This window comes from Solwaraspora sp. WMMD1047 (assembly GCF_029626155.1).
Taxonomy (GTDB): domain Bacteria; phylum Actinomycetota; class Actinomycetes; order Mycobacteriales; family Micromonosporaceae; genus WMMD1047.
On record NZ_JARUBL010000001.1, the window covers coordinates 1,864,254 to 1,887,999 of the forward strand.

Genomic DNA, 23,746 nt, shown 5'->3' on the forward strand with positions numbered 1-23,746 from the left:
TCCCCGACAAGGGCGCTGACCTGCGGCTCCGGAGGTGCGCATGCAGCCCTGGCACGGGGTGGTGGTGGCGACCGCGCTGCCGTACCGGGCGGATCTCTCCGTCGACCTCGACCGGTACGCCGCCCACGTTTCCTGGCTCGCCGCCGCCGGCTGTCACGGGGTCACCCCGAACGGCTCGCTCGGCGAATACCAGGTGCTGACCGACGCCGAGCGCGCGGACGTCGTCCGGGTCGCGGTGGCTGCCGCGCCACCCGGCTGCGCCGTGGTGCCGGGCGTCAGCGGGTACGGCGCCACGCAGGCCCGCCGCTGGACCGAGCAGGCCGCCGAGGCGGGCGCCGCCGCGGTGCTGCTGCTGCCCCCGAACGCCTACCGGGCCGGCCCCGACGAGGTGCTCGCCCACTACGCCGAGGTCGGCCGGGTCGGGCTGCCGATCGTGGCCTACAACAACCCGTACGACACCCGGGTCGACCTGACCCCCGAACTGCTCGGCCGGATCGCCGACGAGGTGCCGGCGGTGGTGGCGGTCAAGGAGTTCAGTGGCGACGTACGCCGGATCTTCCAGCTCCGCGAGCGCGCCCCCCGGCTGGACGTGCTCGCCGGCGCCGACGACGTGCTGCTGGAGCTGCTGGTCGGCGGCGCGGTCGGCTGGATCGCCGGCTTCCCGAACGCCCTGCCGGAGCTGTCGGTCGCCCTCTACGAGCTGGGCCGGGCCGGTCGGCTCGACGTCGCCCTGCCGCTCTACCGGGCGCTGCACCCGATCTTCCGGTGGGACTCCCGGCACACCTTCATCCAGGCCATCAAGCTCGCCATGGACGCCGTCGGCCGGTACGGCGGCCCGGTCCGGCTGCCCCGGCTGCCACTTCCCGACGCCGAGGCCGACGCGGTCCGCGCCGACCTGGCCACCGCGCTGGCGTACCGGTTGCCGGCCGACCTGCCGACGCCCCGACCGGCAGCGGATTCTCGGCCGGTGGTCTGAGGTGCGTAGCCGGCACGTCCTGCACGCCGTCGACTCGCACACCGAGGGAATGCCGACCCGGGTGATCACCGGCGGAGTGGGGGTGCTGCCCGGCGAGACGATGGCGCAGCGACGGTTGCACTTCATGGCCCACCGGGACCAGCTGCGCACCCTGCTGATGTACGAGCCGCGCGGGCACGCCGCGATGAGCGGCGCCATCCTGCAGCCGCCCACCCGGCCGGACGCCGACTACGGGGTGCTCTTCATCGAGGTCTCCGGCTGCCTGCCGATGTGCGGGCACGGCGCGATCGGGGTGGCCACGGTGTTGGTCGAGACCGGGATGGTGGCGGTGACCGAGCCGGTCACCACGGTCCGGCTGGACACCCCGGCCGGGCTGGTCGAGGCCGAGGTCGCCGTCCACGACGGAGCCGCCACCGCGGTCACGATCAGCAACGTCGCGTCGTACTGCGAGCGGCTGGACGCCGAGGTCCAGGTGCCCGGCTTCGGCCCGGTCCGCTACGACCTGGCGTACGGGGGGAACTTCTACGCGATCCTGCCGATCGAGCGGGTCGGGCTGCCGTTCGACCGGGCCGCCGGGCCGCAGATCCTGGCCGCCGGGCTGGCGGTGCTGACGGCCGTCAACGAACAGGACCGGCCGGAGCATCCCGAGCGGCCGGACATCGCCGGCTGTCACCACGTGCAGTTCCTCGCCGCCGGTTCGGACGCCCGGCACTCCCGGCACGCGATGGCGATCTGGCCCGGCTGGTTCGACCGGTCTCCGTGCGGGACCGGGACCAGCGCCCGGATGGCGCAACTGCACGCCCGCGGCGAGCTGGATCCGGGCGCCGACTTTGTCAACGAGTCGTTCATCGGCACCCGGTTCATCGGCCGGTTGACCGGGTTGACCACGGTCGGCGGCCGGCCGGCGGTGCTGCCCACCGTCACCGGTCGGGCCTGGATCACCGGCACCGCCCAGTACCTGTTGGATCCGACCGATCCGTTCCCGGCCGGGTTCCTGCTGTGACCACGCCACCTGACCTCGACCCGCTGGCGCCGGTTGCCGACCCGCTGGGTCCGGACCGCGAAATCTCGGCGCGGGATCTCGACGGGGCGGCGCTGGAGCTGCCGCGCCGGCCGAGCCTGCGGGCGGACGTGACCCGGGCGCTGCGGACCGCGATCATCACCGGCCGGTTGCGTCCGGGCCAGGTCTACAGTGCGCCGAAGCTGGCCGAGCGGTTCGGGGTGTCGGCGACTCCGGTCCGGGAGGCGATGCTGGAGCTGGTCAAGGACGGCCTGTTGGAGACCCTGCCGAACAAGGGCTTTCGGATCGCCTTCGTCTCCGACCGGGAGATGGACGACATCGCCCGGGTCCGCTGCCTGCTGGAGGCGCCGACGATCGGCGAGGTCGCCCGGCACGGCGACCTGGACCGGGTACGCCGGCTGCGGTCGGTGGCCGAGACCATCGTCGCCGCCGCGACCGCCGGCGACCTGGCCGGGTACCTGCAGGCCGACCTCGACTTCCACCTGGGACTGCTGGCCGTCCTGGACAACCGCCGGCTGGTCGAGATCGTCCGGGACCTGCGGGCGCGGACCCGCCTCTACGGGCTGACCCGGTTGGCCGAGACCGGCCGGCTGACCGCCTCGGCGGCCGAGCATCTGGAGCTGCTTGACCTGATCGAGGCCCGGGACGCCGTCGCCGCAGAGGCGCTGATGCGACGCCACATCGGCCACACCAGAGGCATCTGGGCCGGCCGACCGGCGGAATAGCGACGGCTCAGGCCGCCATCGGCTGGTACGGGTAAATGGCAGATGAATTGCTATCGGTCGATATTGTCGCCGGGTTCGTCGCTTTGCCATTTCGGGCTGGATTCGGTCGGACCTCTGATGAGAAGATCTTCCCGTCCGGACCCCCGGCTCGCCGGACCGGTCGGGTACCGGCGGCCGGTGCCGGAACCCCCGCGGCGCAAGCGGGGCGGACGGGATCGCGCGACCCCTCCCGCCTATCGAAAGGCCCGCCGTCGTGCCTCGAACCGTTGCCGGTCGCTCCGGTGCGTACCGCGAGCCGCGCCGTCCGGACCCGTCCGGCCGGCCGGCGTTCGCTCCAGGATGGCCGGTCCGATGAGTCGTGGACGCCCGGAACAACCGATCGTCGGCTTCGGACCGGTGGCCCGGTTCGCGGCCGAGTTGCGGGCGGTCCGCTACGGCGCCCGGCAGACCTACCCGACGATGGGTGCGAAGGTCGGGTGCAGCGCGGCGGCCCTGTCCCAGGCGGCCAACGGCCGGGCGCTGCCGAAGCCGCGGGCGTTGCGCCGCTATCTCATCGGCTGTGGCGTCGAGTCCGAGCAAGAGCTGGCCGCCTGGGACGAGCGGCTGGCCGCGGCGGCGCGGGCCGCGGCGGTGTTCGCGCCCGAGCTGACCGACCTGCTTACCGTGGCGGACCTGACCGACGCGCTTGTCGAACTCGTCGATGGCCAGGGTCTGGAGCCGGCCACCCTGAGCCGCCGGCTCCTCGCCAGTGCCGGCGCCAGGGTGGGAAAACTCGACATCGAGATCGTTTCCCCGCGGGACATCGCCCAGGTGCTGACCACCCGGGCCGCGCCGCTCACCGCGTCGCTGCTGGGCAACATCGTCTTCGCCAGCGGCGGCACCGCGGCGGACGTCGAGCACTGGCAGGCCCACCTGCGTCGGTTGACGGTGCGGCGTTCGTCCCTGCCGGGTCGGATGGCCCGGGCCTCGGCCTGGGCCCGGCGCGGTCGGCTGGTGGCGGTGACCGCGCTGACCGCGGCCGGACTCTTCGACGGGGCGCTCCGGCTCGACGGCGTGATCGGGGTGGCCGGTGGGACCTCCTCGGCGGGCGGCCCGGCGTGGCTGCCCGGCCCACCCGAGTGGGCGCACCAGCTGCCCGACCCGGCCCGGACCGCCGAGCGCGGCCAACCGTAACGGCTCTGCCGGCCGCGGTTGGTCATCACCGTCCGATACCTCTGGGGGGTAGGGGTACAGTGGCGGCGAAGGGTGGTGACGCGGGTGACCGAGGCCAATCGGGTCGAGTTGATGATCGGGGGCATGACCTGCGCCTCCTGCGCCTCTCGGGTGGAGAAGAAGCTGAACCGGATGCCCGGGGTCAGCGCGACGGTCAACTACGCGACCGAGAAGGCGACCGCGCTGGTCCAGGACGGGGTGACCGTGCAGGACCTGATCGCCACGGTCCGGTCCACCGGCTACACCGCCCGACCGCCGGAGCCCGCCCGGCCGGCCCGGTCCGCACCGGCTGACCCCGGGTCGGCCGCCGTCGGGTCGGCCGTCGCCGAGCAGGGTGGCGCCGGACCGGTCGGCGCCGGACCGGCCGATACCGCGCCGGGCACCGAGCCCGCGGAGCCGGCGCCGGCGGGGCAGCGCGAGCTGCGTACCCGGTTGTGGGTTTCGGTGGCGTTGGCCGTGCCGGTCGTCTTCCTCGCCATGGTGCCGCCGGCCCAGTTCACCAACTGGCAGTGGCTGTCGCTGACGCTGGCCGCCCCGGTCGTGCTCTGGGGCGGCCTGCCCTTCCACCGGGCCGCCCTGATCAACCTGCGGCACGGCGCCGCGACCATGGACACCCTGATCTCGGTCGGCACCCTGGCCGCCCTCGGCTGGTCGCTCTGGGCGCTCTTCTTCGGCGACGCCGGGATGCCCGGCATGACCCACCCGTTCACGCTGCGCATCGACCGGAGCCAGGGCGCCGACGCCATCTACCTGGAGGCCGCCGCCGGGGTGACCGCGTTCGTGCTGGCCGGGCGGTACTTCGAGGTCACCGCCAAGCGGCGGGCCGGCAGCGCGCTGCGGGCGCTGCTGCGGCTCGGCGCCCGGGACGCCACAGTGCTCCGGGACGGGCGCGAGGTCCGGGTCCCGGTCGAGCGGCTCGCGGTCGGGGACCGGTTCGTGGTCCGGCCGGGCGAGAAGATCGCCACCGACGGCACGGTCTCCGAGGGCGCCTCGGCGGTGGACGCCAGCCTGCTCACCGGCGAGTCGGTCCCCGTCGAGGTCACCGTCGGCGACAGCGTGACCGGCGGCACGGTGAACGCCGGCGGCCGGCTGGTGGTCACCGCGACCCGGGTCGGGGCCGAGACCCAGCTCGCCCAGATGGCCCGGCTGGTCGAGGAGGCGCAGAGCGGCAAGGCGCGGGCGCAGCGGCTCGCCGACCGGATCGCCGGGGTCTTCGTACCGGTCGTCATCGCGCTGGCGGTCGGGACGCTCGGCTACTGGCTGGGCACCGGGGCGGGACCGGGCGCCGCGTTCACGGCGGCGGTGGCCGTACTGATCATCGCCTGCCCGTGCGCCCTCGGCCTGGCCACCCCGATGGCGCTGCTGGTCGGTACGGGCCGGGGCGCCCAGCTCGGCATCCTGATCCGGGGACCGGAGGCGCTGGAACGGGCCCGCCGGATCGACACCGTCGTGCTCGACAAGACCGGGACGGTCACCACCGGCCGGATGGCGCTCGTCGACCTGACCGTCGCCGACGGCGAGGACCGCGCCGAGGTGCTGCGGCTCGCCGGTGCGCTGGAGGCCGGCTCCGAGCATCCGATCGCCCGCGCGGTGGTCGCCGCGGCCGAGCTCGCGGGCACCCTGCCGCCGGTGACCGAGTTCGCCAACCAGCCCGGCGCCGGCGTTCGGGGGGTGGTCGAGGGGCGGCGGGTCGCCGTCGGCAAGCCGAGCTTCGTCGCCCCGGCCCCGCCCGCCGACGAACTGGCCGAGGCGGTCGCCGCCGCGGCCGCCGCCGGCCGCACCGTCGTCGCGGTCGGCTGGGACGACCGGGTACGCGGGGTGCTCGTCGTCGCCGACCAGGTCCGGCCGACCAGCCGGGCGGCGGTGGCGCGGCTGCGCGACCTCGGCCTGACCCCGGTGCTGCTCACCGGCGACAGCGCGGCGGTGGCCCGGCAGGTGGCCGCCGAGGCCGGCGTCGACCAGGTGCACGCCGAGGTGCTGCCGGCCGACAAGGTCGAGGTGGTGCGCCGGCTACAGGAGGGCGGCGCCGTGGTGGCGATGGTCGGCGACGGGGTCAACGACGCCGCCGCGCTGGCCCGGGCGGACCTGGGCCTGGCGATGGGGACCGGCACCGACGCCGCCATCGAAGCGGCCGACCTGACCCTGGTCCGGGGCGACCTGATGGCCGCCGTCGACGGGATCCGGCTCGCCCGGCGTACGCTGCGGGTCATCCAGAGCAACCTGTTCTGGGCGTTCGCCTACAACGTGGCCGCCCTCCCGCTGGCCGCCGCCGGACTACTCAATCCGATGATCGCCGGGGCGGCCATGGCACTCTCCTCGGTGTTCGTCGTCTCAAACAGCCAGCGGCTGCGGAGCTTCCGGCCGGTCGGCCCGGCGGGGACACTGGGTGATGCGACCCCGCTCGGTTGACTCATCGGCAAGGATAGATAGATGCTCGACAAGCGCCTCTACCACCACCTGGTGACCTGGCTCGGCCAGTGGCCGGCCGGGCTTCCGCTGCACGTGGTGGGTTCCGAGCGGCGGATCCGACCCGCCTGGGACGGCCGGCTGTACCCGGTCGTCGGGGTCGGGACCGGGAAGAAGGCCCTGCTCTCGGTGCCGCCGACGCGCACCGCCGCCGTCCGGGAGCTGACCCACCTGCCGATGGACGAGCTGCTCACCAAGCTGCCCGGTGCCCTCGGCCAGGACGGTTGGCGGGCCGAGCGGCTGGTCTTCCGGTACACCCTGGACCCGGCGCCGCTGCCGGACGCGGGGGAGTGGGTCGCGGCCGGCGGCCCGGACCTGCCGACCTGGCTACGGCCGTTCAGCGGGGACGTGCTGGTCGCCCGTGACCCGGACGGGCGACCGCTGGCCGCGGTCGGTGTCAAGCGGCACGACGGGCACGGCCACGAGTTGGCGGTGGTCACCGAGCCGGCCGCCGCCGGCCGGGGACTGGCCCGCCGGCTCGTCGCCCAGGCCGCCCGGCGGGTGCTCGACGAGGGCGCCGTCCCGACCTACCTGCACGCCCGGGAGAACGTCGCCTCGGCCCGGGTGGCCGCCGCGGCCGGCTTCGTCGACGGGGGCTGGTCGGCGTACCTCATGTTCGACCCGTCGACCCCGTGACCAGCTAGCACCGGGTCAGCGGGCCAGGCCCAGTGCCTCGGCGGCGGCGCGGCCGTTGGCGTGGCTGGCGCCGTAGGTGGTGACGAACGCCCGGACGCCCGCCGGGCGCCACCGCGACGGCCAGCCCATCTCGACCACCGTCACGCGGTGCGTGGCGGCCAGCGCCTCGACCAGCTCGGGTGCCCCCGGCAGGCGGTGCACATGCCGCCCCACCAGCACGATCGGGCGCCGGCCGGCCAGCTCCCGCACCGCCTGCGCGTCGGTCTCGGCGGCCACCAGCCGAAGCTGCCGGGGGCCGGCCGGATCGGGCGGCGTGGCGCCGTCCGGCCCGGCCGGGTCGGGCTCGGGTGCCAGGTGCGGGCTCAGGCCCCAGGGGACCCGGCCCTCGGCGACGGTCGAGGCGGCGAGCAGCTGCACCACGAGCGGGTCGGCCAGGCCGTCGAGGACGCCCTCGACCCGGACGGCGCGGCGGGCGGCGGCGTACCCGAGGTTGGTCGTGACGGCCTCGGCCACCGCGGCGGCCCGGGTCCAGGCGGCGAGGTCGCCGGCCCGCCCGGCGGCCTGCTCGACCCGCTCCCGGGTCAGTCGCCCGTCGCCGATAGCGGCGACGATCTCGGCGGCCACCCGCTCCACCAGGGCGGCGTCGACCCGGGCACCGATGCAGAGCAGGTCGGCCCCGGCGGCCAGCGCCCGGACCGCGGCCGGGGCGATACCGCCGGCGGCGAGCGAGGCGCCCTTCATCTCCAGCGCGTCGGTGATGACGGCGCCGGTGAAGCCGTACTCGTGGCGCAACAGGTCGATCAGGACGGCACGGCTGAAGGTGGCCGGCCCGGTCCCGGTCAGGACCGGGACCCGGATGTGCGCGGTCATGACGGACCGCACGTCGGCGGCGACCACCGCCGCGAACGGCGGCAGGTCGCGGCGGCGCAGCAGGTCCAGCGGCACGTCGACGGTGGGCAGTTCGTAGTGCGAGTCGGCGACGGTGGCGCCGTGGCCGGGGAAGTGTTTCGCGCAGGCGGCCACCCCGGTGGCCTGCAGGCCGGCGACGGCCGCCGCGGAGTGTGCGGCCACCCGCAGCGGGTCGGCGCCGAACGAGCGGGTGCCGATGATCGGGTTGTCGTCGGCGGTGTTGACGTCGACCGTCGGGGCCAGGTTGACGTTGATGCCCAGCCCGGCCAGCTCGCCGCCGATGGCCTGGTAGACCCGGCGGGTCAGGGCCGGGTCGTCGACCGCGCCGAGGGCGGCGTTGCCCGGGTACGGGCTGCCGGTGGCGTGCGCCAGCCGGGTGACGTCGCCGCCCTCCTCGTCGATGGCGATCAGCACGTCGGGGCGGGCGGCGCGCAGCGCGGCGGTGCTGGCCGCGACCTGGGCCGGGTGGTCGATGTTGCGGCCGAACAGGGTGTGTCCGGCCAGCCCTTCGCCGACCAGCTCCAGTGCCCAGTCCGGCGGGTTGTCGCCCGGGTACGCGGCCAGCAGCGTACGCAGTGCCAGCCGGCGAAGTCCTGGATCGCTTGCCACGATGTCTCCCTCCGCCCCCTCCGAGTGTCGCACCGGAGAGGGCCGTCCCGGGCGCCAGCGGTGCCGGGTCGGCCTACCACCAAACCGGCACCGGCCCATTACGCTACGGCTACCGCCATTAAGGCTAGCTTAGCTAATAGGAAAGTTTACTAACAGATCAGCGTCGACACTGACCCCCCGGAGGACGTCGCATGCCATCCACCCGGCTACCCGGCACCCCCCGCCTGCTCCGCGCGCTCAACGACCGGGCCGCGCTGGAGCTGCTGCTGACCCGCGGTCCGCTCACCCGGGCCCAGCTCGGCGAGCTGACCGGCCTGTCCAAGGTGACCGCGTCGCAGCTGGTGGAACGGCTGGAGGAGCGCGGCCTGGTCAGCCGGGTCGGTGAGCAGGCCGGCGGCCGGGGCCCGAACGCGCAGCTCTACGCCGTCCGGCCGGGCAGCGCGCACGTGGTGGGCGTCGACGTCGGCCCGGACCGGGTGGTGGCCGCCTGCGCCGACATCACCGGCGCGGTGACCGGCCGGGTCGAACAGTCCACCCGGGACACCGACGACCCGGTCCGGGTGGTCCACGACGCCGTCGTCGAGGCCGCCGGCAGCGCGCACGCCCAGCTCGCCAGCGTACGACGGGTGGTGCTCGGCACGCCGGGCCTGGTCGACCCGGCGACCGGCGACATCACCTTCGCCTTCAACCTGCCGCGCTGGCACCGCGGCCTGCTGGCCGCCCTGCGGGAGGACCTGCACACGCCGGTCGTCTTCGAGAACGACGTGAACCTGGCCGCCGTCGCCGAGGCGCAGTCCGGCGCCGCCCGCGGCGTCGACGACTTCGTGCTGGTCTGGGCCGGCGCCGGCCTGGGCCTGGCCATCGTGCTCGGCGGCCGGCTGCACCACGGCAGCTCCGGCGCCGCCGGCGAGATCGGCTACCTGCCGGTGCCCGGCGCGCCCATCCCGCGCGACGTCTCCCGCCGGGCCAAGCCGGCGTTCCAGCAGTTGGCCGCCGCCGACGCGGTCAAGGCGGTCGCCCGCGAGCACGGCTTCCGGGCGGCCAACGCGGCGGACGCCGTCCGCGCCGCCATCGCCGCGGGTACCTCCGGCGGACCGGTGCTCGACGAACTGGCCCGCCGGCTGGCGCTCGGCGTGGCCAGCACCTGCGTGGTGCTGGACCCGCCGCTGGTGGTGCTGGCCGGCGAGATCGGCCAGGCCGGCGGCAGCGCGCTGGCCGACCGGGTGCAGCACGAGGTGGCCGCGATCACGCTGGTGACGCCGCGCGTGGTGGCCACCGAGGTGACCGACGAGCCGGTGCTGAGCGGCGCGCTGCGGACCGCCCTGGACGCGGTCCGCGACGAGGTCTTCGGCTCCACCCTGGGCTGAGCCGCCGAGGTCAGGCCAGGCCGCCGGGGTCAGGCCAGTGCGGCCGGGGTCAGGCCAGGTCGCGGCGGCGGAAGACGGCGAAGGCCGTGCCCACGGCGCCCGCGGTCACCGCCAGCAGCACCAGCGCCGCCGGCACCCAGGTGATCGTGTACGCCCCGGTGCAGTCGACGTCGACCGCGCCCCGGCAGGCGCGCTGATCCCAGAGCGAGGTCTCGCCGGTCATCCAGGTGATCACGTAGGTGGAGAGCATCCACTGGTCCGGCCGGGCCGCCTCGACGATCTCCATCACGATCCGGGCGCCGGCCTCCCAGAGCACCGCGTACCCGGCGACGGTGCCGAGGGCGGCGGCGGTGTGCCCGCCCAGGGTGGCGATGGCGAAGCCGGCCGCCGTGGTCATCAGGATCAGCGCGAAGCCCCGCCCGACGGTGAGCGCCAGCCACCCCCAGAACTCGCCGTCGGTGTTGCCCGGCAGGCCCCCGACCTGGGCGATCGTCCAGAAGGCACCGAGGTAGAGCACCGCGGCGACCAGCGAGACCAGCAGTACACCGGCCAGCAGCGTGCCGAGCTTGCCGCCGAGCACCGTCAACCGGCTGGGCCGCCACAGCAGCAGGTTCGTCATCCCGCCGGAGTTGAGGTCGGCGCCGATGTAGGAGGCGCCGACCAGGAAGCCGAACAGGGCCAGGAACGTCACCAGGAAGTAGACCAGCGGCCTGATCTGCCGGTCGAAGACGAAGACCCCGTAGAGGAAGTCGGCGGCGTCGATCCGGGCCGGCCGGAGGTCGTCGCAGTCGCGCGGGTACTTCTCCCGGAGGTCGGACGGCTCGGCGGAGCGCTGGGCGGCCAGGCAGTCGGCGTACCAGCGTTCGGCGTCCAGCCGGGTCTCGGCCGCCTGCGCCTCGGCCCGGGCCAACTCGGGACCGGTCGGCGCGTGCGAGCCGGCGATGGTGGTGGCGATCGTGATGCCGAAGGCCCCGATCAGCAGCAGCACCATCACCTGGACGAACCGGCGCGCGGTCAGTCGGCCGACCTCGGCCCGGATCAGGTTCATGCGGCGTCCCCCTCGGCAGCCGGCTCGGCGGACCCACCCGCGTCGTCCACCTGTCGCGGGGTTTCGGAGCCGGTGAGCTGCAGAAAGACGCTCTCCAGATCGGGCGTGAGCGGGGTCAGCTCGCGGACCCACAGGCCCCGCTCGCCGAGCGCCTGACTGAGCCAGGCCGGGTCGGCCAGATCGGCCACGACCAGGTGGTCGGGGTGGCTTTCGACCGGCAGGCCGGCGGCCCGGATGATCTCGGCGGCCCGGTCCTGGTCGGCCACCCGGACCCGGTGCTCGCCCCGGTCGAACCCGGCCAGCACCTCGCCCACCGGACCGGCGGCCACCCGCCGGCCCCGCGAGATGATCGTGACGTGGTCGCAGATCTGCTGGATCTCGGCGAGGATGTGGCTGGAGACCAGCACGGTCACCCCGGCGGCGGAGAGCTGGCGCATCAGGTCCCGCATCTCGCGGATGCCGGCCGGATCCAGCCCGTTCGCCGGCTCGTCCAGGATCAGCAGCTCAGGCCGCTTCAGCAACGCGGAGGCGACCGCCAACCGCTGCTTCATACCGAGCGAGTAGCCCTTCACCCGGTCGTCACCGCGGTCGCGCAGACCGACCCGGACCAGCACCTCCTCCACCCGGTCCGGGGGCAGCCCGCCGGCCACCGCGAGCAGCCGCAGCGTCCGGCGGCCGGTGAAGTTGCCGAAGAACTGTGGACTCTCCACGATGGCCCCGAACCGGTCGACCACCTCCGCCAGCCGGTGCGGCGCCGGCCGCCCGAGCACGCTCATCCGGCCGCCGTCCGGGCGGACCAGGCCGAGCAGGGTACGCAGGGTGGTGGTCTTGCCCGACCCGTTCGGACCGAGGAAACCGTGCACCTGCCCGGCCTCCACCACCATGTCGAAGCCGTCCAGCGCCACCCGCTCGCCCCGCCGCAGGCTACGGAACGTCTTGCGAAGCCCGTCGATTTCGATGACCGCGCTCATCCCGGCCTCGCGGCAGTGCATGCGTTCATCGGCACCCGATCGGCGGTAGTGAGCAACAGCACGGCGCCCCACCTTACGGCCTACCCGGCGCCCGTGGGGACCTGACATCGGCTGCGTGGTTGGATGGTCCGGTGCCTACTGAGCTGGTCCCTGGCGTCGCCGGCGCCGCCGACGCCCGCCCCGCCGTCGATCCGGTGGCCGCCGATGCGGTGGTGGACCTCGCGCAGGTCACCGTCACCCGCTCCGGCAGCCACCTGCTGCGCGACCTGAGCTGGCGGGTCCAGCCCGGCGAGCGGTGGGTGATCCTCGGCCCGAACGGCGCTGGCAAGACGACCCTGCTGAACCTGGCCGCCGGGCGGCTGCACCCGACCACCGGCACGGTGCACGTGCTCGGCGAGCGGATCGGCCGCACCGACCTGGCGGAACTGCGTACCCGGATCGGGCTCTCCACGGCCGCGCTCGCCGAGCGGATCCCGGCGGACGAGCCGGTCCGTGACGTGGTGCTGACCGCGGCCTGGTCGGTGGTGGGCCGGTGGCGGGAGAGCTACGACGCGACCGACGAGTCCCGGGCCCGCGCGCTGCTGGCCCAGTTCGGGGTGGCGGAGCTGGCCGACCGGCGGTACGGCACGCTGTCGGAGGGCGAACGCAAGCGGGTGCAGATCGCCCGGGCGTTGATGACCGACCCCGAGTTGCTGCTGCTCGACGAGCCGGCTGCCGGGCTGGACCTGGGCGGCCGGGAGGACCTGGTCGCCCGGCTGGCCCGGCTGGCCCAGGATCCGGACGCCCCGGCGCTGGTGCTGGTCACCCACCATGTGGAGGAGATCCCACCCGGCTTCACCCACGCCCTGTTGCTGCGCGACGGCGGCGTGGTCGCGCGCGGACCGCTCGCCGCGACGGTGAACGGGGTGACCCTGTCGAAGACCTTCGGCGTGCCGCTGACGGTGGACCGCTCCGCCGACCGCTACGCCGCCCGGGCGCTCTGAGCCGCCGTCCGGTCAGCCGCGCAGGCGGTGGAGCAGGGCGTCGGCGGCGAGGGTGAGCTGCGCGACGGCCTGCTGCGCGTCGCGGGGCGGCACCAGCACCACCGCGTCCGCGCCGGCGGCCCGCAGCCGGTCGATCGAGGCCGCGCACCGGTCGGCGTCGCCGGCCACCGCGAACCGGTCCAGGTAGTGCTCCGGCAGCGCCTCGGCCAGCGCGTCCACGCCACCGGCCCGGGCGAGCAACTCGGCCACCTCGGCGGCCAGATCGTCGTCGGCCGGCGAGAGCGGGCGGCCGTCGGCGAGCCGGGTGGCGATCTCCCGGCGGACCCCGGTCAGGGTCTCGTCGAAGTCGAAGTGGGCGTAGACGGTGAGCCGGTGCTCGTCGGTGCGGCCCGCGTCGGCACGGCCCTGGTCGATCAGGTGCCGGGCCCAGCGCACGTACTCGGGGCTGGCGCACTCGGCGAGGATCGTGCCGTCGGCGAGCCGGCCGGACAACCGCAGCGACCGCTCGGCCCGGACCCCGGTGTAGACCGGCGGCGGCGGGTCGGGCGGGAACTCCAGCGCGACCTCGGTGAGCCGGGCGTGCCGGCCGGCGACGGTCACCGTTTCGCCGGCCAGCAGGGCCCGGACGGCGCCGACCGTCTCGCCGAGGACGGCGAGCGGCGACGGATGCTCGGCGCCGACCTGGCGTACCCACTCGGCGACGCCGTGCCCGAAACCGGCCCGAATCCGGCCGGGGAACATCCGGGCCAGCCCGGCCACCTCCATCGCCGCCAGGGCCGGGTTGCGGAACCCGGCCGGCAGGATGCCGATCCCGACCGACAGCCGCTCGGTGACGGCCGCGGCGACCGCCGCGGCGGAGACCCCGCCGGCGAAGAAGCAGTCCTCGACGACCCACAGCTCGTCGTACCCGAGCCGTTCCACCAGGCGGGCGTACGCGGTCAGGTTCTCCGGCTGGTTGTCGCAGCGGTACATCACTCCGATCGGCAGGTCTGTCATGTCTGGCAGCCTGCCAGAGTTTGCCGGCGCCGGCCGGCTCTACACTCGCCTCGTCCGCGCTGAAGCTGGAGGTGCCCGTGCAACGGCCCCGGGTAGTCGTGGTGGGCAGCGCCAACATGGATCTCGTCGTGATGACGCCGGTGCTGCCGGCTCCCGGCGAGACGGTCTTCGGCTCGGAGTTCCATCAGGTCGCCGGCGGAAAGGGCGCCAACCAGGCGATAGCCGCGAGTCGGGCGGGGGCCGAGGCGGTGCTGCTCGGTGCCATCGGCTCCGACTCGTTGGGCGTCACCCTCAAGGCCCGGATCGCCGCGTCCGGAGTGGACGTCAGTCGGCTGCGGGTGGTGTACGGAGCCTCGGGTGTGGCGTTGGTCACTGTCGACGCGGCGGGGGAGAACACCATCGTCGTCACCCCGGGGGCGAACGCCGCGCTCACCGGCCTGACCGCCGACGAGCTGACCGCCGTCCGCGACGCCGAGGTGCTCGTCGCCCAGCTGGAGATCCCGGTGCAGACGGTGACCGAGGCGGCGCTGGCCGCCCGGGACGCGGGCACCCGGGTGGTGCTGAACGCGACCCCGGCCCGGCGGCTGCCGGCGGAGCTGCTGGCCGCCGTGGACCTGCTGGTCTGCAGCGTGCCCGAGGCGCGCGCGGTGCTCGACGGGGCGGGGCGGCCGGCCCCCGACGGGCTCCCGGCGGAGCTGCTCGCCGGGCTGCTCGGCGTCGTACCCCGGGTGGTGTTGACCCTCGGTCCGCAGGGTGCCTGGTACGCGGACCGCGAGCTGCCCGAGCCGGTGCACGTCGCGCCGGTCCGGGTGGAGGTGGTCGACTCGACGGCGGCCGGTGACGCGTTCACGGCGGCGCTGGCCGTGGCCTGGGGCGAGGGCCGCGACCTGGTCGACGCGGTCCGCTGGGCGAGCGCGGCGGCGGCCGGCTGCTCCCGGCGGATGGGCGCCTCGGTGGCGTTGCCGGAGCGGACCGAGATCGAGCAGCTCTACGCGGCCGGCTGGCCCCAACCCCCCGGTAGCCCATCGGACTTGCTAAGCCCGGGCACGATGGAGACATGATCCGGCTGATTCTCAACCTGCTCTGGCTCTTCTTCGGCGGCGGCATCGTGCTCGCGGTCGGGTACGGGATCGCCGCGCTGATCTGCTTCGTGCTGGTCATCACGATCCCGTTCGGGGTCGCCTCGCTGCGGCTGGCCTACTACTCGCTGTGGCCGTTCGGGCGGACCCTGGTCGCCAAGCCGGGGGCCGGCGTCGGGTCCGGGCTGGCGAACGTGCTCTGGGTGGTGCTTGCCGGCTGGTGGTTGGCGCTCAGCCACATCCTGGCCGGCGTCGCGCTCTGCCTGACGATCATCGGGATCCCGTTCGGGATCGCCAACTTCAAGCTGGTGCCGGCCGCGTTCTGGCCGCTCGGCCGCGAGGTGATGGAGGTCGACGACCTGCGCCGCCCGGGCACGGTCGTCCCGGCCTGAGCCGACCTCCCGGCCTGAGCCGACCGCCTGGGTCGAGCCGGCGTCAGCCGGCGTTGGCCTCGTCGGCGAGGCGGTCCTCGCCCCGACGGCGCAGCATCTTCAGCCCCGGAATGCCGGCCACCGCGAGCTTCAGGTCGCGGGTCACCTCAAGCAGGTCGTGGATGTCGGGACCCACCCGGTCCAGGGTGGCCAGGATGGGCAGGATGTCCGCGCTGACGTGTTCGGTCAGCCGGGGCAGCTCGTCGACCAGGCGGATCGCGGCGTCCACCTCCTCGGGGGTGAGCTGCTCGACGAACCGGCTGGCCATCGGCGCCCCCTTTCGCAACGTCGTCTCGTAGGCGGCGAGCAGCTCGTCGGCGGTCCGCGCGGTCAGCTCCGCGCGGGCCATCGCCGTCGCGGCCTGCCCGGCCACCAGCTCCGCCTCGCCGACCACCACCGCCGCGGCGCCGGCCACCCGCTCCGCCTCCCGGATCGGGGCGACGGCCGCGGCGGTGACCGCCTCGACCTCGCGGATCGCCCGGTCGGCGTCGACGGTGGCCTGCTCGGCCCGGTCGAGCACCACCTCGACCCGATCCACCACGGCGTTGATCCGGGCCAGCAGGGCCTCCACCCCGTCGAGTACGCCGAAGGCGCGGGCCGGGATCGCCGCGAACGAGGCGGCGGAGCCGACCGCCTGGTCGACGGCGGTCCTGGTCAGGTCGAACACGGCGGACGGGCGGGGCAGGGGTAGCGGCATCACCACATTGTGCGGCCCGGTGACCACCACCGCACCCGCCGGCCGGGTGAGCACCGGCCGGCCCGGCTCACCTGCCGCTCTGCTGCTCGACCGCCCGCTGCACCGCCCGGTAGATCTGGCCGAACCGGAGCTGGTCCGAGGTGCGGACCAGCATGATCTCCTGACCGCGCCGTTGTACCCAGAGCTCGTGTACCCCCGCGCCCCGGTCGTAGGAGCGATCCAGCCAGCCCAGCGGCAGCTCCAGGAACGGGGTGAGGGCCAGCGCGCCCACCACGAAGACGGCCAGGATGGTGGCCGCCAGCACCCACTCGCCGCGGTCCTCGGCGGCGTACGCCAGCGACACCACGCAGATCACGGCGACCAGCGGCGGGATGGAGAGCAGGAAGATGAGCACGCCGCGCCCGAGCAGGCGGGAGCGGTCCCGGGCCGACGGGCGGCCCCGGGCGTGCCAGACGTAGGTCAGCTCCGCGACCGGGATGGCGTGCCCACCCGCCCGGATCGACTCGGAGGTCACCTGCACCGCGTCGTCCCGGTAATAGAGGGTCACCACTCCAGCAAAGCGCGGCTGTCAACAGCCGGCGCCGCACCGGCTACGGTGCGGCCGGGCGGATCAGTGCCGCCGGGTCGGGACCTGCGAGGTCTCCATGGCCCGCTGCAGGGCGCGGTAGATCTTGCCGAACCGCATCGCGTCGCGGGTGTGCAGCAGCCGCACCGGCGCCCCGCGCCACTGGGCCCAGACCTCCAGCGAGTGCGAGCCCTTGGTGTAGGTCGAGTCGACGTGGTCCAGCAGCAGGTCGGCGACCGGCCCGACGGCCAGGCCGAGCAGGATCGAGACGCCGACGATGGCGATCGTGACGGTCGGCGAGGTGTGCAGCCGCACCGCCACGACGATCCCCAGCACGGCGGCGACGAGCGGGCCGATGATCGCCATCAGCAGGACGCTCCGGTTGGCGAGCACTCCCCAGGAGCGTCGGCCGCGTTGGTGCCACACCTGGCCGAACTCCGCGAGCGGGTAGGTGCGCGGGCCGATCCGGAGGCTCTCGGAGGTGACCCGCACCGCTCCGTCGTCGTAGAAGATGGTCATGGTGGCCACTCCCGGCTCGGGTGAGTCGATGCCAGTCAACTTACCGAAGATTAGGCCGTCGTAGGGTTGGGCACCCGACTTCGATTCAGGAGGTGTGGCGTGGACGACTTCGTCCGGGTGGAGATCACCGACGGCATCGGCACGATCCGGCTGGAACGCCCGCCGATGAACGCGCTCAACACCCAGGTGCAGGAGGAGTTGCGCGCCGCCGCGAAGGCGGCCACCGACGACCCCGGGGTCCGCGCGGTGATCGTGTACGGCGGGGAGAAGGTCTTCGCGGCCGGCGCGGACATCAAGGAGATGGCCGACATGTCGTACGTCGACATGGCGACCCGGGCCGCCGAGCTGTCCAGCGCACTGGGCGCGATCGCCCGGATCCCCAAGCCGGTGGTCGCCGCCATCACCGGGTACGCGCTCGGCGGCGGCTGCGAGCTGGCGCTGGCCTGTGACTGGCGGGTGGCCGCCGAGGATGCCCGGCTCGGCCAGCCGGAGATCAAGCTCGGCATCATCCCGGGCGCCGGTGGCACCCAGCGGCTGGCCCGGCTGGTCGGCCCGGCGCGGGCGAAGGACATCGTCCTCTCCGGCCGGATGGTCGACGCGCAGGAGGCGCTGCGGATCGGCCTGGTCGACCGGGTGGTGCCGGCCGGCGAGGTCTACCAGGCGGCGGTCGAGCTGGTGCGGCCGTACCTGACCGGGCCGGCCCAGGCGCTGCGGGCGGCGAAGCTGGCGATCGACGGCGGCCTGGAGATGGATCTGGCCTCCGGGCTGGCCTGGGAGAGTCAGCTCTTCGCCGGGTTGTTCGCCACCGACGACCGCCGGGAGGGGATGGCCGCGTTCGTCGACAAGCGCCCGCCGGACTTCACCGGGCGTTAGCGGGTCGGGGTCCGGCCCGGATATGACCGGGCGGTAACCTGCTGTCCAGAGCGGCGCCGCCGGGCCGGGATGGCGGGCCGTAACGAGGACGGGAGCGGCGATGGCGGAGCAGGTCGAGGGGCACGGCGGCGAGCTGGCGCTGGCCGCGCTGCGGGCGTACGGCGTACGGGAGATGTTCACCCTCTCCGGCGGCCACGTCTTCCCGCTCTACGACGCCGCGCACCGCGGCGGCTTCCCGATCTACGACGTGCGGCACGAGCAGTCGGCCGTCTTCGCCGCCGAGGCGGTGGCGAAGCTGCAGCGCCGGCCCGGCCTGGCCGTGTTGACCGCCGGACCCGGCGTCACCAACGGCATCTCCGGGCTGACCAGCGCCTTCTTCAACGCGTCGCCGGTGCTGGTGATGGGCGGCCGGGCGCCGGCCTTCCGGTGGGGGGCGGGCAGCCTGCAGGAGATCGACCACGTGCCGCTGGTGGCGCCGGTGACCAAGCGGGCGGCGACCGTGCTGGGCACCGAGGAGGTGCCGCGCGCGGTGTCGGAGGCGCTCACCGCCGCGCTCACCCCGCACCGGGGGCCGGTCTTCCTGGACCTGCCGCTGGAGGTCATCTTCTCGGTGGCCTCGGCCACCGTGCCGGACGCGCCGGTCGTGGCCGCGCTGGAACCGGATCACGAGGAGGTGCGCAAGGCGGCCCAGTTGATCGCCGGCGCGCACCGGCCGGTCATCATTGCCGGCTCCGACGTCTACGCCGGGGACGCGGTCGGCGCCCTGCGGGAGGCGGCCGAGGCGCTGCGGGTGCCGGTCTTCACCAACGGGATGGGTCGGGGTGCCCTGCCGCCGGAGCACCCGCTGGCGTTCGCCAAGTCCCGCCGGACGGCGGTCAAGGGCGCCGACGTGATCGTGGTGGTCGGTACGCCGCTGGACTTCCGGTTGAGCTTCGGCGACTTCGGCGACGCCCAGGTGGTGCACATCGTGGACGCGCCGAGCCAGCGGGCCCGGCACGTCGAGCCGGCCGTGGCGCCCGCCGGTGACCTGCGGCTGATCCTGTCGGCCCTGGCCGACCACTCCGGTGACCGGGAGGACCACGAGTCGTGGATCGCCGACCTGCGTACGGCCGAGGACGCCGCGCGGGCCCGCGACGCGGAGGAGATGGCGGCCGACACCGACCCGATCCGCCCGGCCCGGGTCTACGGCGAGCTGCGCCGGGTGCTGGCGGCCGACGCGGTGACCATCGGCGACGGCGGCGACTTCGTCTCGTACGCCGGTCGCTACCTGGAGCCGGCGATGCCCGGCACCTGGCTGGACCCCGGTCCGTACGGCTGCCTCGGCACCGGGATGGGGTACGCGATGGGCGCCCGGGTCAGCTACCCGGACCGGCAGATCTGCGTGCTGATGGGCGATGGCGCGGCGGGCTTCTCGCTGATGGACGTCGAGTCGCTGGTGCGGCAGCAGCTGCCGGTGGTGATCGTGGTCGGCAACAACGGCATCTGGGGCCTGGAGAAGCACCCGATGCAGGCGATGTACGGCTATGACGTGGCCGCCGACCTGCAGCCGGGGCTGCGCTACGACGACGTGGTGACCGCGCTCGGCGGGGCCGGCGAGACGGTCTCGAAGGCGGCGGACCTGCGGCCGGCGCTGGACCGGGCCTTCGACGCGGGGGTGCCGTACCTGGTCAACGTGCTCACCGACCCGGCGGACGCCTATCCGCGCTCGTCGAACCTGGCCTGACGCGTCGGTCCCGACCCCGGGACCTTCCGGTCCCGGGTTGACGGCACCGGTCTGCGGTCCTGGTCGGGGCGGTGGTCGGGAGGCCGGATCAGGTCTCCGGGTGCCGCTCCTCGCGGTCCTGCCCGCTTGTGCGGTCCTGCCCGCCGGTGCGGTTGCGGTCCTGGTCGGCGGGGCGGTCGGGGCCGTCGGTGGGGCCGGGATCGTCGGTCTCCCGGCGGCGCAGGTCCTCCTCGCGGCGGCGCAGGTCCTCCTCCCAGCGGTCGAACATCTCCCGGTCCTTCTTCGACTGCTCGGCCGAGAGCGACTTGAGGAACTCGGGGTCGTCGTCGGGCGCGACCTGCCGCGGCCGTTCCCGGGGCCGGAACGGGTTGGCCGGCGCGGGGCCACCACTACCGCCGGTGGCGGTGGCGGTGGGTGCCGGCCGGCCGGCCAGGAACCAGGCGATCGAGCCGACCAGCGGGAAGAACAGAATGATCATCACCCAGGCGATCTTGGGCAGCGCGCGGATCTCGTCCTGCTCGGCCGAGAGGCAGCTGATCAGGGCGACCACGGCGAGGATGATCTGGACGACGAAGAGGAGCGCGTACAGGCGGACCATCCCGCAATAATGGCCTACCGGGTCGACTCAGCCCAACGAGGCGTAGACGATCACGATGCCGAGCCCGGCGTAGCCGGCCGCCACCAGCGCCGACACCGGTATCGCGGTCGCCGGCCGGGTCGGGGACCAGGGCCGCAGCAGCGCCATCGCCGCGGCCCAGCCGGCCAGCCCCACCAGCGCGGCCAGCACCCCGGGTACGCCCTGCCGCAGGGCCAGCCGGGCGGCCAGTACGGCGACCACGCTTATCGCCAGGGCGGTCCGCCGCCAGGCCAACCGGGTCCGCTCGGGCTGCAACCCGGGGTCACGGCCGGCCGGGTCCGGGCCGGTCACCGGTCGCCGATCGCGCCGAGCAGCACGGCCCCGGTGAGCAGGAGCGCGCCGAGGCCGACGGTGAGGGCGAGGACGGCGGGGAACCGGGAGGCCGGCAGTTCCCGGCCGAGCCGGATGGCCCGCTCGGTCCGGGCCCAGTGGTCGACGGCCCGGACCGCCACCGCCCCACCGAGCAGCAGCAGCGCCACCGCGATCGCCTCCCGCAGGTGGCGGACCGGCATCGGCGGCAGGAACTGCACCACGGCCAGGCCGCCGGCGATCAGCGCCAGGCCGGTCCGCAGCCAGGCCAGGAAGGTGCGCTCGTTGGCCAGCGAGAACCGGTAGTCCGGGGTGGTCCCCACGTTGCGCAGCTCGGCCGGGTCGAACCACTGCCTGATCGCGCCGAACACGACAGCTCCCTACGTCTAGACTCCGTAGCCGTGCCGGAGCCGCTGACCGAAGACCAGACTATGGCCCTCAAGACCGCCGCGTTCGGGGCGGTCTACCTGGTGTCGAACGCCGACCCGGGGGTGGTCTCGCTGTTCCGGGAGAGCTTCGCCGCCTCGAACGCGATCGCCGGCTCGACGGGTCTGGTCCGCGACGCGCTCACCGACGGGCCGCTGCCCACCCTGCCCCGGGACTCGTCGGCCGAGGTGACCCGGACCGTGCTGGCCGGGCTGCGGGAGGCGGTGGCGATCCTGCGCGAGCGGGCGCCGGACGAGGTGGAGAACTACCGGTCGGTGGTGCTGGCCGCGGTCGACGAGGTGGCGAAGGCGTCCCGGGGGGTGCACCCGCGGGAGGCCGAGATGATCGACCGGGTCAGGAACTCGCTGGCCTGAACCGGTCGGCCGGCCAGAGGTCGCGGATGATCTCCCGGACGCAGTGGTGCCGCAGCCGGCCGCAGCTGCAGCGGTGGCCCTCCGGGCTGCTGCGGTGCCGGAGCGGTGGTGCGGTGGCGGGCGCCGGGGGAGGCGCGGATAGTAATGACATATCGTGACACCTCCTCTTTTTTCTGACTGTACCCGGCGGGCCGCTGTGGTGAGCCGTGTCACGCTGAGTCGCGGCGTTTCCTTTTGCTACCGACAGGTAACATTGCCGGATGGAGAGTCGTCCGGTGGTCAACCGCACAGAACAGCGAGGTTGACCCGCCATTGCGGCGCGGGAGAGGCTGCGGCCCAGGGAACGGGTAGATCCCGGGGTGCCGGCGGGCAGGGCAACACCTACAGGAGGGTCTTCGAAGCACGATGAATATCGTCGTACTCGTCAAGCAGGTGCCCGATTCGGGCGCGGACCGCAACCTGCGCAGTGACGACAACACCATCGATCGCGGGTCGGCGAACAACGTCATAAACGAGATGGACGAGTACGCCATCGAGGAGGCGTTGCGCATCAAGGAGGCGCACGGCGGCGAGGTGACCATTCTGACGATGGGTCCCGACCGCGCCACCGAGGCGATCCGCAAGGCGCTGTCGATGGGGCCGGACAAGGCCGTCCACGTCGTCGACGACGCGCTGGCCGGTTCCTGCGCGGTGGCCACCTCCCGGGTACTCGCCGCGGCGCTCGGCACGCTCGGCGCCGACCTGGTGATCTGCGGCGCGGAGTCCACCGACGGCCGGGTCCAGGTGCTGCCGCACATGCTCGCCGAGCGGCTCGGCGTCGCCGCCCTCACCGGCGCCCGCAAGCTCACCGTGGACGGCACGACGCTCACCGCCGAGCGGCAGACCGAGGAGGGGTACGAGGTCCTCACCGCCGCCACCCCGGCCGTCGTCTCCGTCTGGGACACCATCAACGAGCCGCGCTACCCGTCCTTCAAGGGGATCATGGCGGCCAAGAAGAAGCCGGTGCAGACCCTGTCGCTGGCCGACCTGGGGGTGCCCGCCTCCGAGGTCGGCTTCGACGGCGCGACAAGCACCGTCGTGGAGCACAGCAAGCGTCCGCCGCGCTCCGGTGGCCAGACGGTCACCGATGACGGCGAGGGCGGCGTGCAGCTGGTCGAGTTCCTCGCCGCCGAGAAGTTCGTCTGAGCCGGGGACAGGAGAGGCAATCATGACTGAGGTACTCGTCGTCGTCGAAGCCACCACCGAGTTCGGCGTCAAGAAGGTCACCCTCGAACTGCTCACCCTCGCCCGGCAACTGGGCAGCCCGTCCGCGGTCGTTCTGGGCGGCCCCGGCGCGGCCGAGGCGCTGAGCCCGAAGCTCGCCGAGTACGGCGCCGAGAAGATCTACGCCGCCGAGAGCGCCGAGATCGATGCCCACCTGGTGGCGCCGAAGGCGACCGTCCTGGCCGAGCTGGTCCGGCGGGTCCAGCCGGCCGCCGTGCTGCTCGCCTCCACCCAGGAGGGCAAGGAGATCGCCGGCCGACTCGCGGTCAAGCTGGACAACGGCCTCCTCACCGACGTGGTCGGCCTGGACGCCGACGGCACCGCCACCCAGGTCGCCTTCGCCGGCTCGACGATCGTCAGGTCGAAGGTCAGCCGGGGTCTGCCGCTGGCGACGCTGCGGCCCAACTCGGTCACCCCGGAGCCGGCCGCCGCCACGCCGACGGTCGAGCAGCTCGACGTGACGCTCACCGACACCGACAGGCTCGCCCGGGTGGTCGAGCGGGTTGCCGAGCAGAAGGGCTCCCGCCCGGAGCTGACCGAGGCGTCGGTCGTCGTCTCCGGCGGTCGCGGGGTCGGCAACGCCGACAACTTCAAGCTGGTCGAGGAGCTGGCCGACCTGCTCGGCGGTGCGGTCGGCGCGTCCCGCGCGGCGGTCGACTCCGGCTTCTACCCGCACCAGTTCCAGGTCGGCCAGACCGGCAAGACGGTGTCGCCGCAGCTCTACGTGGCACTCGGCATCTCCGGCGCGATCCAGCACCGGGCCGGCATGCAGACCTCGAAGACCATCGTCGCGGTCAACAAGGACGGCGAGGCGCCGATCTTCGAACTGGCCGACTTCGGCGTGGTCGGCGACCTGTTCAAGATCGTCCCCCAGGCCGCCGACGAGATCCGCAAGCGCAAGTAACACCGCACAAACATCAAGATCCACAGG

The 23,746-nt window shown here is 74.1% G+C and carries 24 protein-coding genes and 1 pseudogene; 15 read left to right on the forward strand and 10 right to left on the reverse strand.

Annotated elements, in window-relative coordinates; genetic code table 11:
* Positions 1–40: 40 nt before the first annotated feature.
* From O7627_RS08585 to O7627_RS08610, 6 genes are all read left to right on the forward strand, one after another.
* Entirely contained in the window at positions 41–976 is a 936-nt protein-coding gene (locus O7627_RS08585; RefSeq protein WP_278092963.1) for a dihydrodipicolinate synthase family protein, read from the forward strand.
* Position 977: 1 nt separating this feature from the next.
* Positions 978–1,979 carry a proline racemase family protein gene (locus O7627_RS08590; RefSeq protein WP_278092964.1) on the forward strand — a complete coding sequence of 334 codons (1,002 nt, stop codon included), beginning with the start codon at positions 978–980 and terminating at the stop codon, positions 1,977–1,979.
* Positions 1,976–2,722: a GntR family transcriptional regulator gene (locus tag O7627_RS08595; protein WP_278092965.1), complete on the forward strand. Its 747-nt coding sequence runs from the start codon at positions 1,976–1,978 to the stop codon at positions 2,720–2,722. The genes O7627_RS08590 and O7627_RS08595 overlap by 4 nt, the downstream gene beginning before the upstream one ends.
* 351 nt (positions 2,723–3,073) lie before the next feature.
* Positions 3,074–3,895, forward strand: a complete 822-nt coding sequence (locus O7627_RS08600) for a helix-turn-helix domain-containing protein (protein WP_278092966.1) — start codon at positions 3,074–3,076, stop codon at positions 3,893–3,895.
* 111 nt (positions 3,896–4,006) lie between these two features.
* Positions 4,007–6,343, forward strand: a complete 2,337-nt coding sequence (locus O7627_RS08605) for a heavy metal translocating P-type ATPase (protein ID WP_278098213.1) — start codon at positions 4,007–4,009, stop codon at positions 6,341–6,343.
* Positions 6,344–6,364: 21 nt separating this feature from the next.
* Positions 6,365–7,036: a GNAT family N-acetyltransferase gene (locus tag O7627_RS08610; RefSeq protein ID WP_278092967.1), complete on the forward strand. Its 672-nt coding sequence runs from the start codon at positions 6,365–6,367 to the stop codon at positions 7,034–7,036.
* A 15-nt stretch (positions 7,037–7,051) separates the two neighbouring features.
* Here O7627_RS08610 and O7627_RS08615 read toward each other — a convergent pair whose 3' ends face one another.
* Positions 7,052–8,554, reverse strand: coding sequence for a glycoside hydrolase family 3 N-terminal domain-containing protein (locus O7627_RS08615; protein ID WP_278092968.1), 1,503 nt, complete (start codon positions 8,552–8,554; stop codon positions 7,052–7,054).
* Positions 8,555–8,745: 191 nt separating this feature from the next.
* Between O7627_RS08615 and O7627_RS08620 the strand changes: the two genes are divergently transcribed.
* On the forward strand, positions 8,746–9,921 hold the full coding sequence (locus O7627_RS08620; RefSeq protein ID WP_278092969.1) for an ROK family transcriptional regulator: 1,176 nt from the start codon (positions 8,746–8,748) through the stop codon (positions 9,919–9,921).
* Between the two features lie 49 nt (positions 9,922–9,970).
* Here O7627_RS08620 and O7627_RS08625 read toward each other — a convergent pair whose 3' ends face one another.
* Positions 9,971–10,969: an ABC transporter permease subunit gene (locus tag O7627_RS08625; RefSeq protein WP_278092970.1), complete on the reverse strand. Its 999-nt coding sequence runs from the start codon at positions 10,967–10,969 to the stop codon at positions 9,971–9,973.
* Entirely contained in the window at positions 10,966–11,940 is a 975-nt protein-coding gene (locus O7627_RS08630) for an ATP-binding cassette domain-containing protein (protein ID WP_278092971.1), read from the reverse strand. The genes O7627_RS08625 and O7627_RS08630 overlap by 4 nt, the downstream gene beginning before the upstream one ends.
* 131 nt (positions 11,941–12,071) lie before the next feature.
* Between O7627_RS08630 and O7627_RS08635 the strand changes: the two genes are divergently transcribed.
* Positions 12,072–12,923: an ABC transporter ATP-binding protein gene (locus O7627_RS08635; protein ID WP_278092972.1), complete on the forward strand. Its 852-nt coding sequence runs from the start codon at positions 12,072–12,074 to the stop codon at positions 12,921–12,923.
* 12 nt (positions 12,924–12,935) lie between these two features.
* Here the strand turns inward: O7627_RS08635 and O7627_RS08640 are convergent, their stop codons facing one another.
* Entirely contained in the window at positions 12,936–13,919 is a 984-nt protein-coding gene (locus O7627_RS08640; protein ID WP_278092973.1) for an LLM class flavin-dependent oxidoreductase, read from the reverse strand.
* A gap of 77 nt (positions 13,920–13,996) precedes the next feature.
* On the opposite strand from O7627_RS08640, the gene O7627_RS08645 reads away from it, so the two are divergent.
* On the forward strand, positions 13,997–14,980 hold the full coding sequence (locus tag O7627_RS08645) for a ribokinase (protein ID WP_278092974.1): 984 nt from the start codon (positions 13,997–13,999) through the stop codon (positions 14,978–14,980).
* Entirely contained in the window at positions 14,977–15,390 is a 414-nt protein-coding gene (locus O7627_RS08650; RefSeq protein WP_278092975.1) for a YccF domain-containing protein, read from the forward strand. The genes O7627_RS08645 and O7627_RS08650 overlap by 4 nt, the downstream gene beginning before the upstream one ends.
* A 43-nt stretch (positions 15,391–15,433) precedes the next feature.
* Here the strand turns inward: O7627_RS08650 and O7627_RS08655 are convergent, their stop codons facing one another.
* The 3 genes from O7627_RS08655 to O7627_RS08665 form a co-directional block, all read right to left on the reverse strand.
* Positions 15,434–16,126, reverse strand: a complete 693-nt coding sequence (locus tag O7627_RS08655) for a hypothetical protein (RefSeq protein ID WP_278092976.1) — start codon at positions 16,124–16,126, stop codon at positions 15,434–15,436.
* Between the two features lie 67 nt (positions 16,127–16,193).
* Positions 16,194–16,673, reverse strand: coding sequence for a DUF6232 family protein (locus tag O7627_RS08660; protein WP_278092977.1), 480 nt, complete (start codon positions 16,671–16,673; stop codon positions 16,194–16,196).
* Between the two features lie 63 nt (positions 16,674–16,736).
* Positions 16,737–17,249: a DUF6232 family protein gene (locus O7627_RS08665; protein WP_278092978.1), complete on the reverse strand. Its 513-nt coding sequence runs from the start codon at positions 17,247–17,249 to the stop codon at positions 16,737–16,739.
* Positions 17,250–17,309: 60 nt separating this feature from the next.
* Here O7627_RS08665 and O7627_RS08670 point away from each other — a divergent pair, with 60 nt between their 5' ends.
* Together O7627_RS08670 and O7627_RS08675 are read left to right on the forward strand one after the other, a co-directional pair.
* Positions 17,310–18,083: an enoyl-CoA hydratase-related protein gene (locus O7627_RS08670; protein WP_278092979.1), complete on the forward strand. Its 774-nt coding sequence runs from the start codon at positions 17,310–17,312 to the stop codon at positions 18,081–18,083.
* 100 nt (positions 18,084–18,183) lie between these two features.
* Positions 18,184–19,806 carry an acetolactate synthase gene (locus O7627_RS08675; protein WP_278092980.1) on the forward strand — a complete coding sequence of 541 codons (1,623 nt, stop codon included), beginning with the start codon at positions 18,184–18,186 and terminating at the stop codon, positions 19,804–19,806.
* 202 nt (positions 19,807–20,008) lie between these two features.
* On the opposite strand, the pseudogene O7627_RS08680 reads toward O7627_RS08675, so the two are convergent.
* The 3 genes and pseudogenes from O7627_RS08680 to O7627_RS08690 form a co-directional block, all read right to left on the reverse strand.
* Positions 20,009–20,404, reverse strand: a pseudogene (locus O7627_RS08680) (PLD nuclease N-terminal domain-containing protein); the annotation flags it as partial.
* Positions 20,405–20,431: 27 nt separating this feature from the next.
* Complete coding sequence (locus tag O7627_RS08685) at positions 20,432–20,734, reverse strand: DUF202 domain-containing protein (protein ID WP_278092981.1); 303 nt, start codon at positions 20,732–20,734, stop codon at positions 20,432–20,434.
* Positions 20,731–21,123, reverse strand: a complete 393-nt coding sequence (locus tag O7627_RS08690) for a DUF202 domain-containing protein (protein ID WP_278092982.1) — start codon at positions 21,121–21,123, stop codon at positions 20,731–20,733. The genes O7627_RS08685 and O7627_RS08690 overlap by 4 nt, the downstream gene beginning before the upstream one ends.
* Before the next feature lie 60 nt (positions 21,124–21,183).
* Between O7627_RS08690 and O7627_RS08695 the strand changes: the two genes are divergently transcribed.
* From O7627_RS08695 to O7627_RS08705, 3 genes are all read left to right on the forward strand, one after another.
* The gene (locus O7627_RS08695; RefSeq protein ID WP_278098214.1) at positions 21,184–21,552 is read left to right on the forward strand and encodes a hypothetical protein; all 369 of its coding nucleotides are present in this window, start codon (positions 21,184–21,186) and stop codon (positions 21,550–21,552) included.
* 405 nt (positions 21,553–21,957) lie between these two features.
* The gene (locus O7627_RS08700) at positions 21,958–22,737 is read left to right on the forward strand and encodes an electron transfer flavoprotein subunit beta/FixA family protein (protein ID WP_278092983.1); all 780 of its coding nucleotides are present in this window, start codon (positions 21,958–21,960) and stop codon (positions 22,735–22,737) included.
* Between the two features lie 22 nt (positions 22,738–22,759).
* Positions 22,760–23,719 (forward strand): electron transfer flavoprotein subunit alpha/FixB family protein, encoded by a 960-nt coding sequence (locus O7627_RS08705; protein ID WP_278092984.1) that lies wholly within the window; start codon positions 22,760–22,762, stop codon positions 23,717–23,719.
* Positions 23,720–23,746 lie beyond the last annotated feature (27 nt).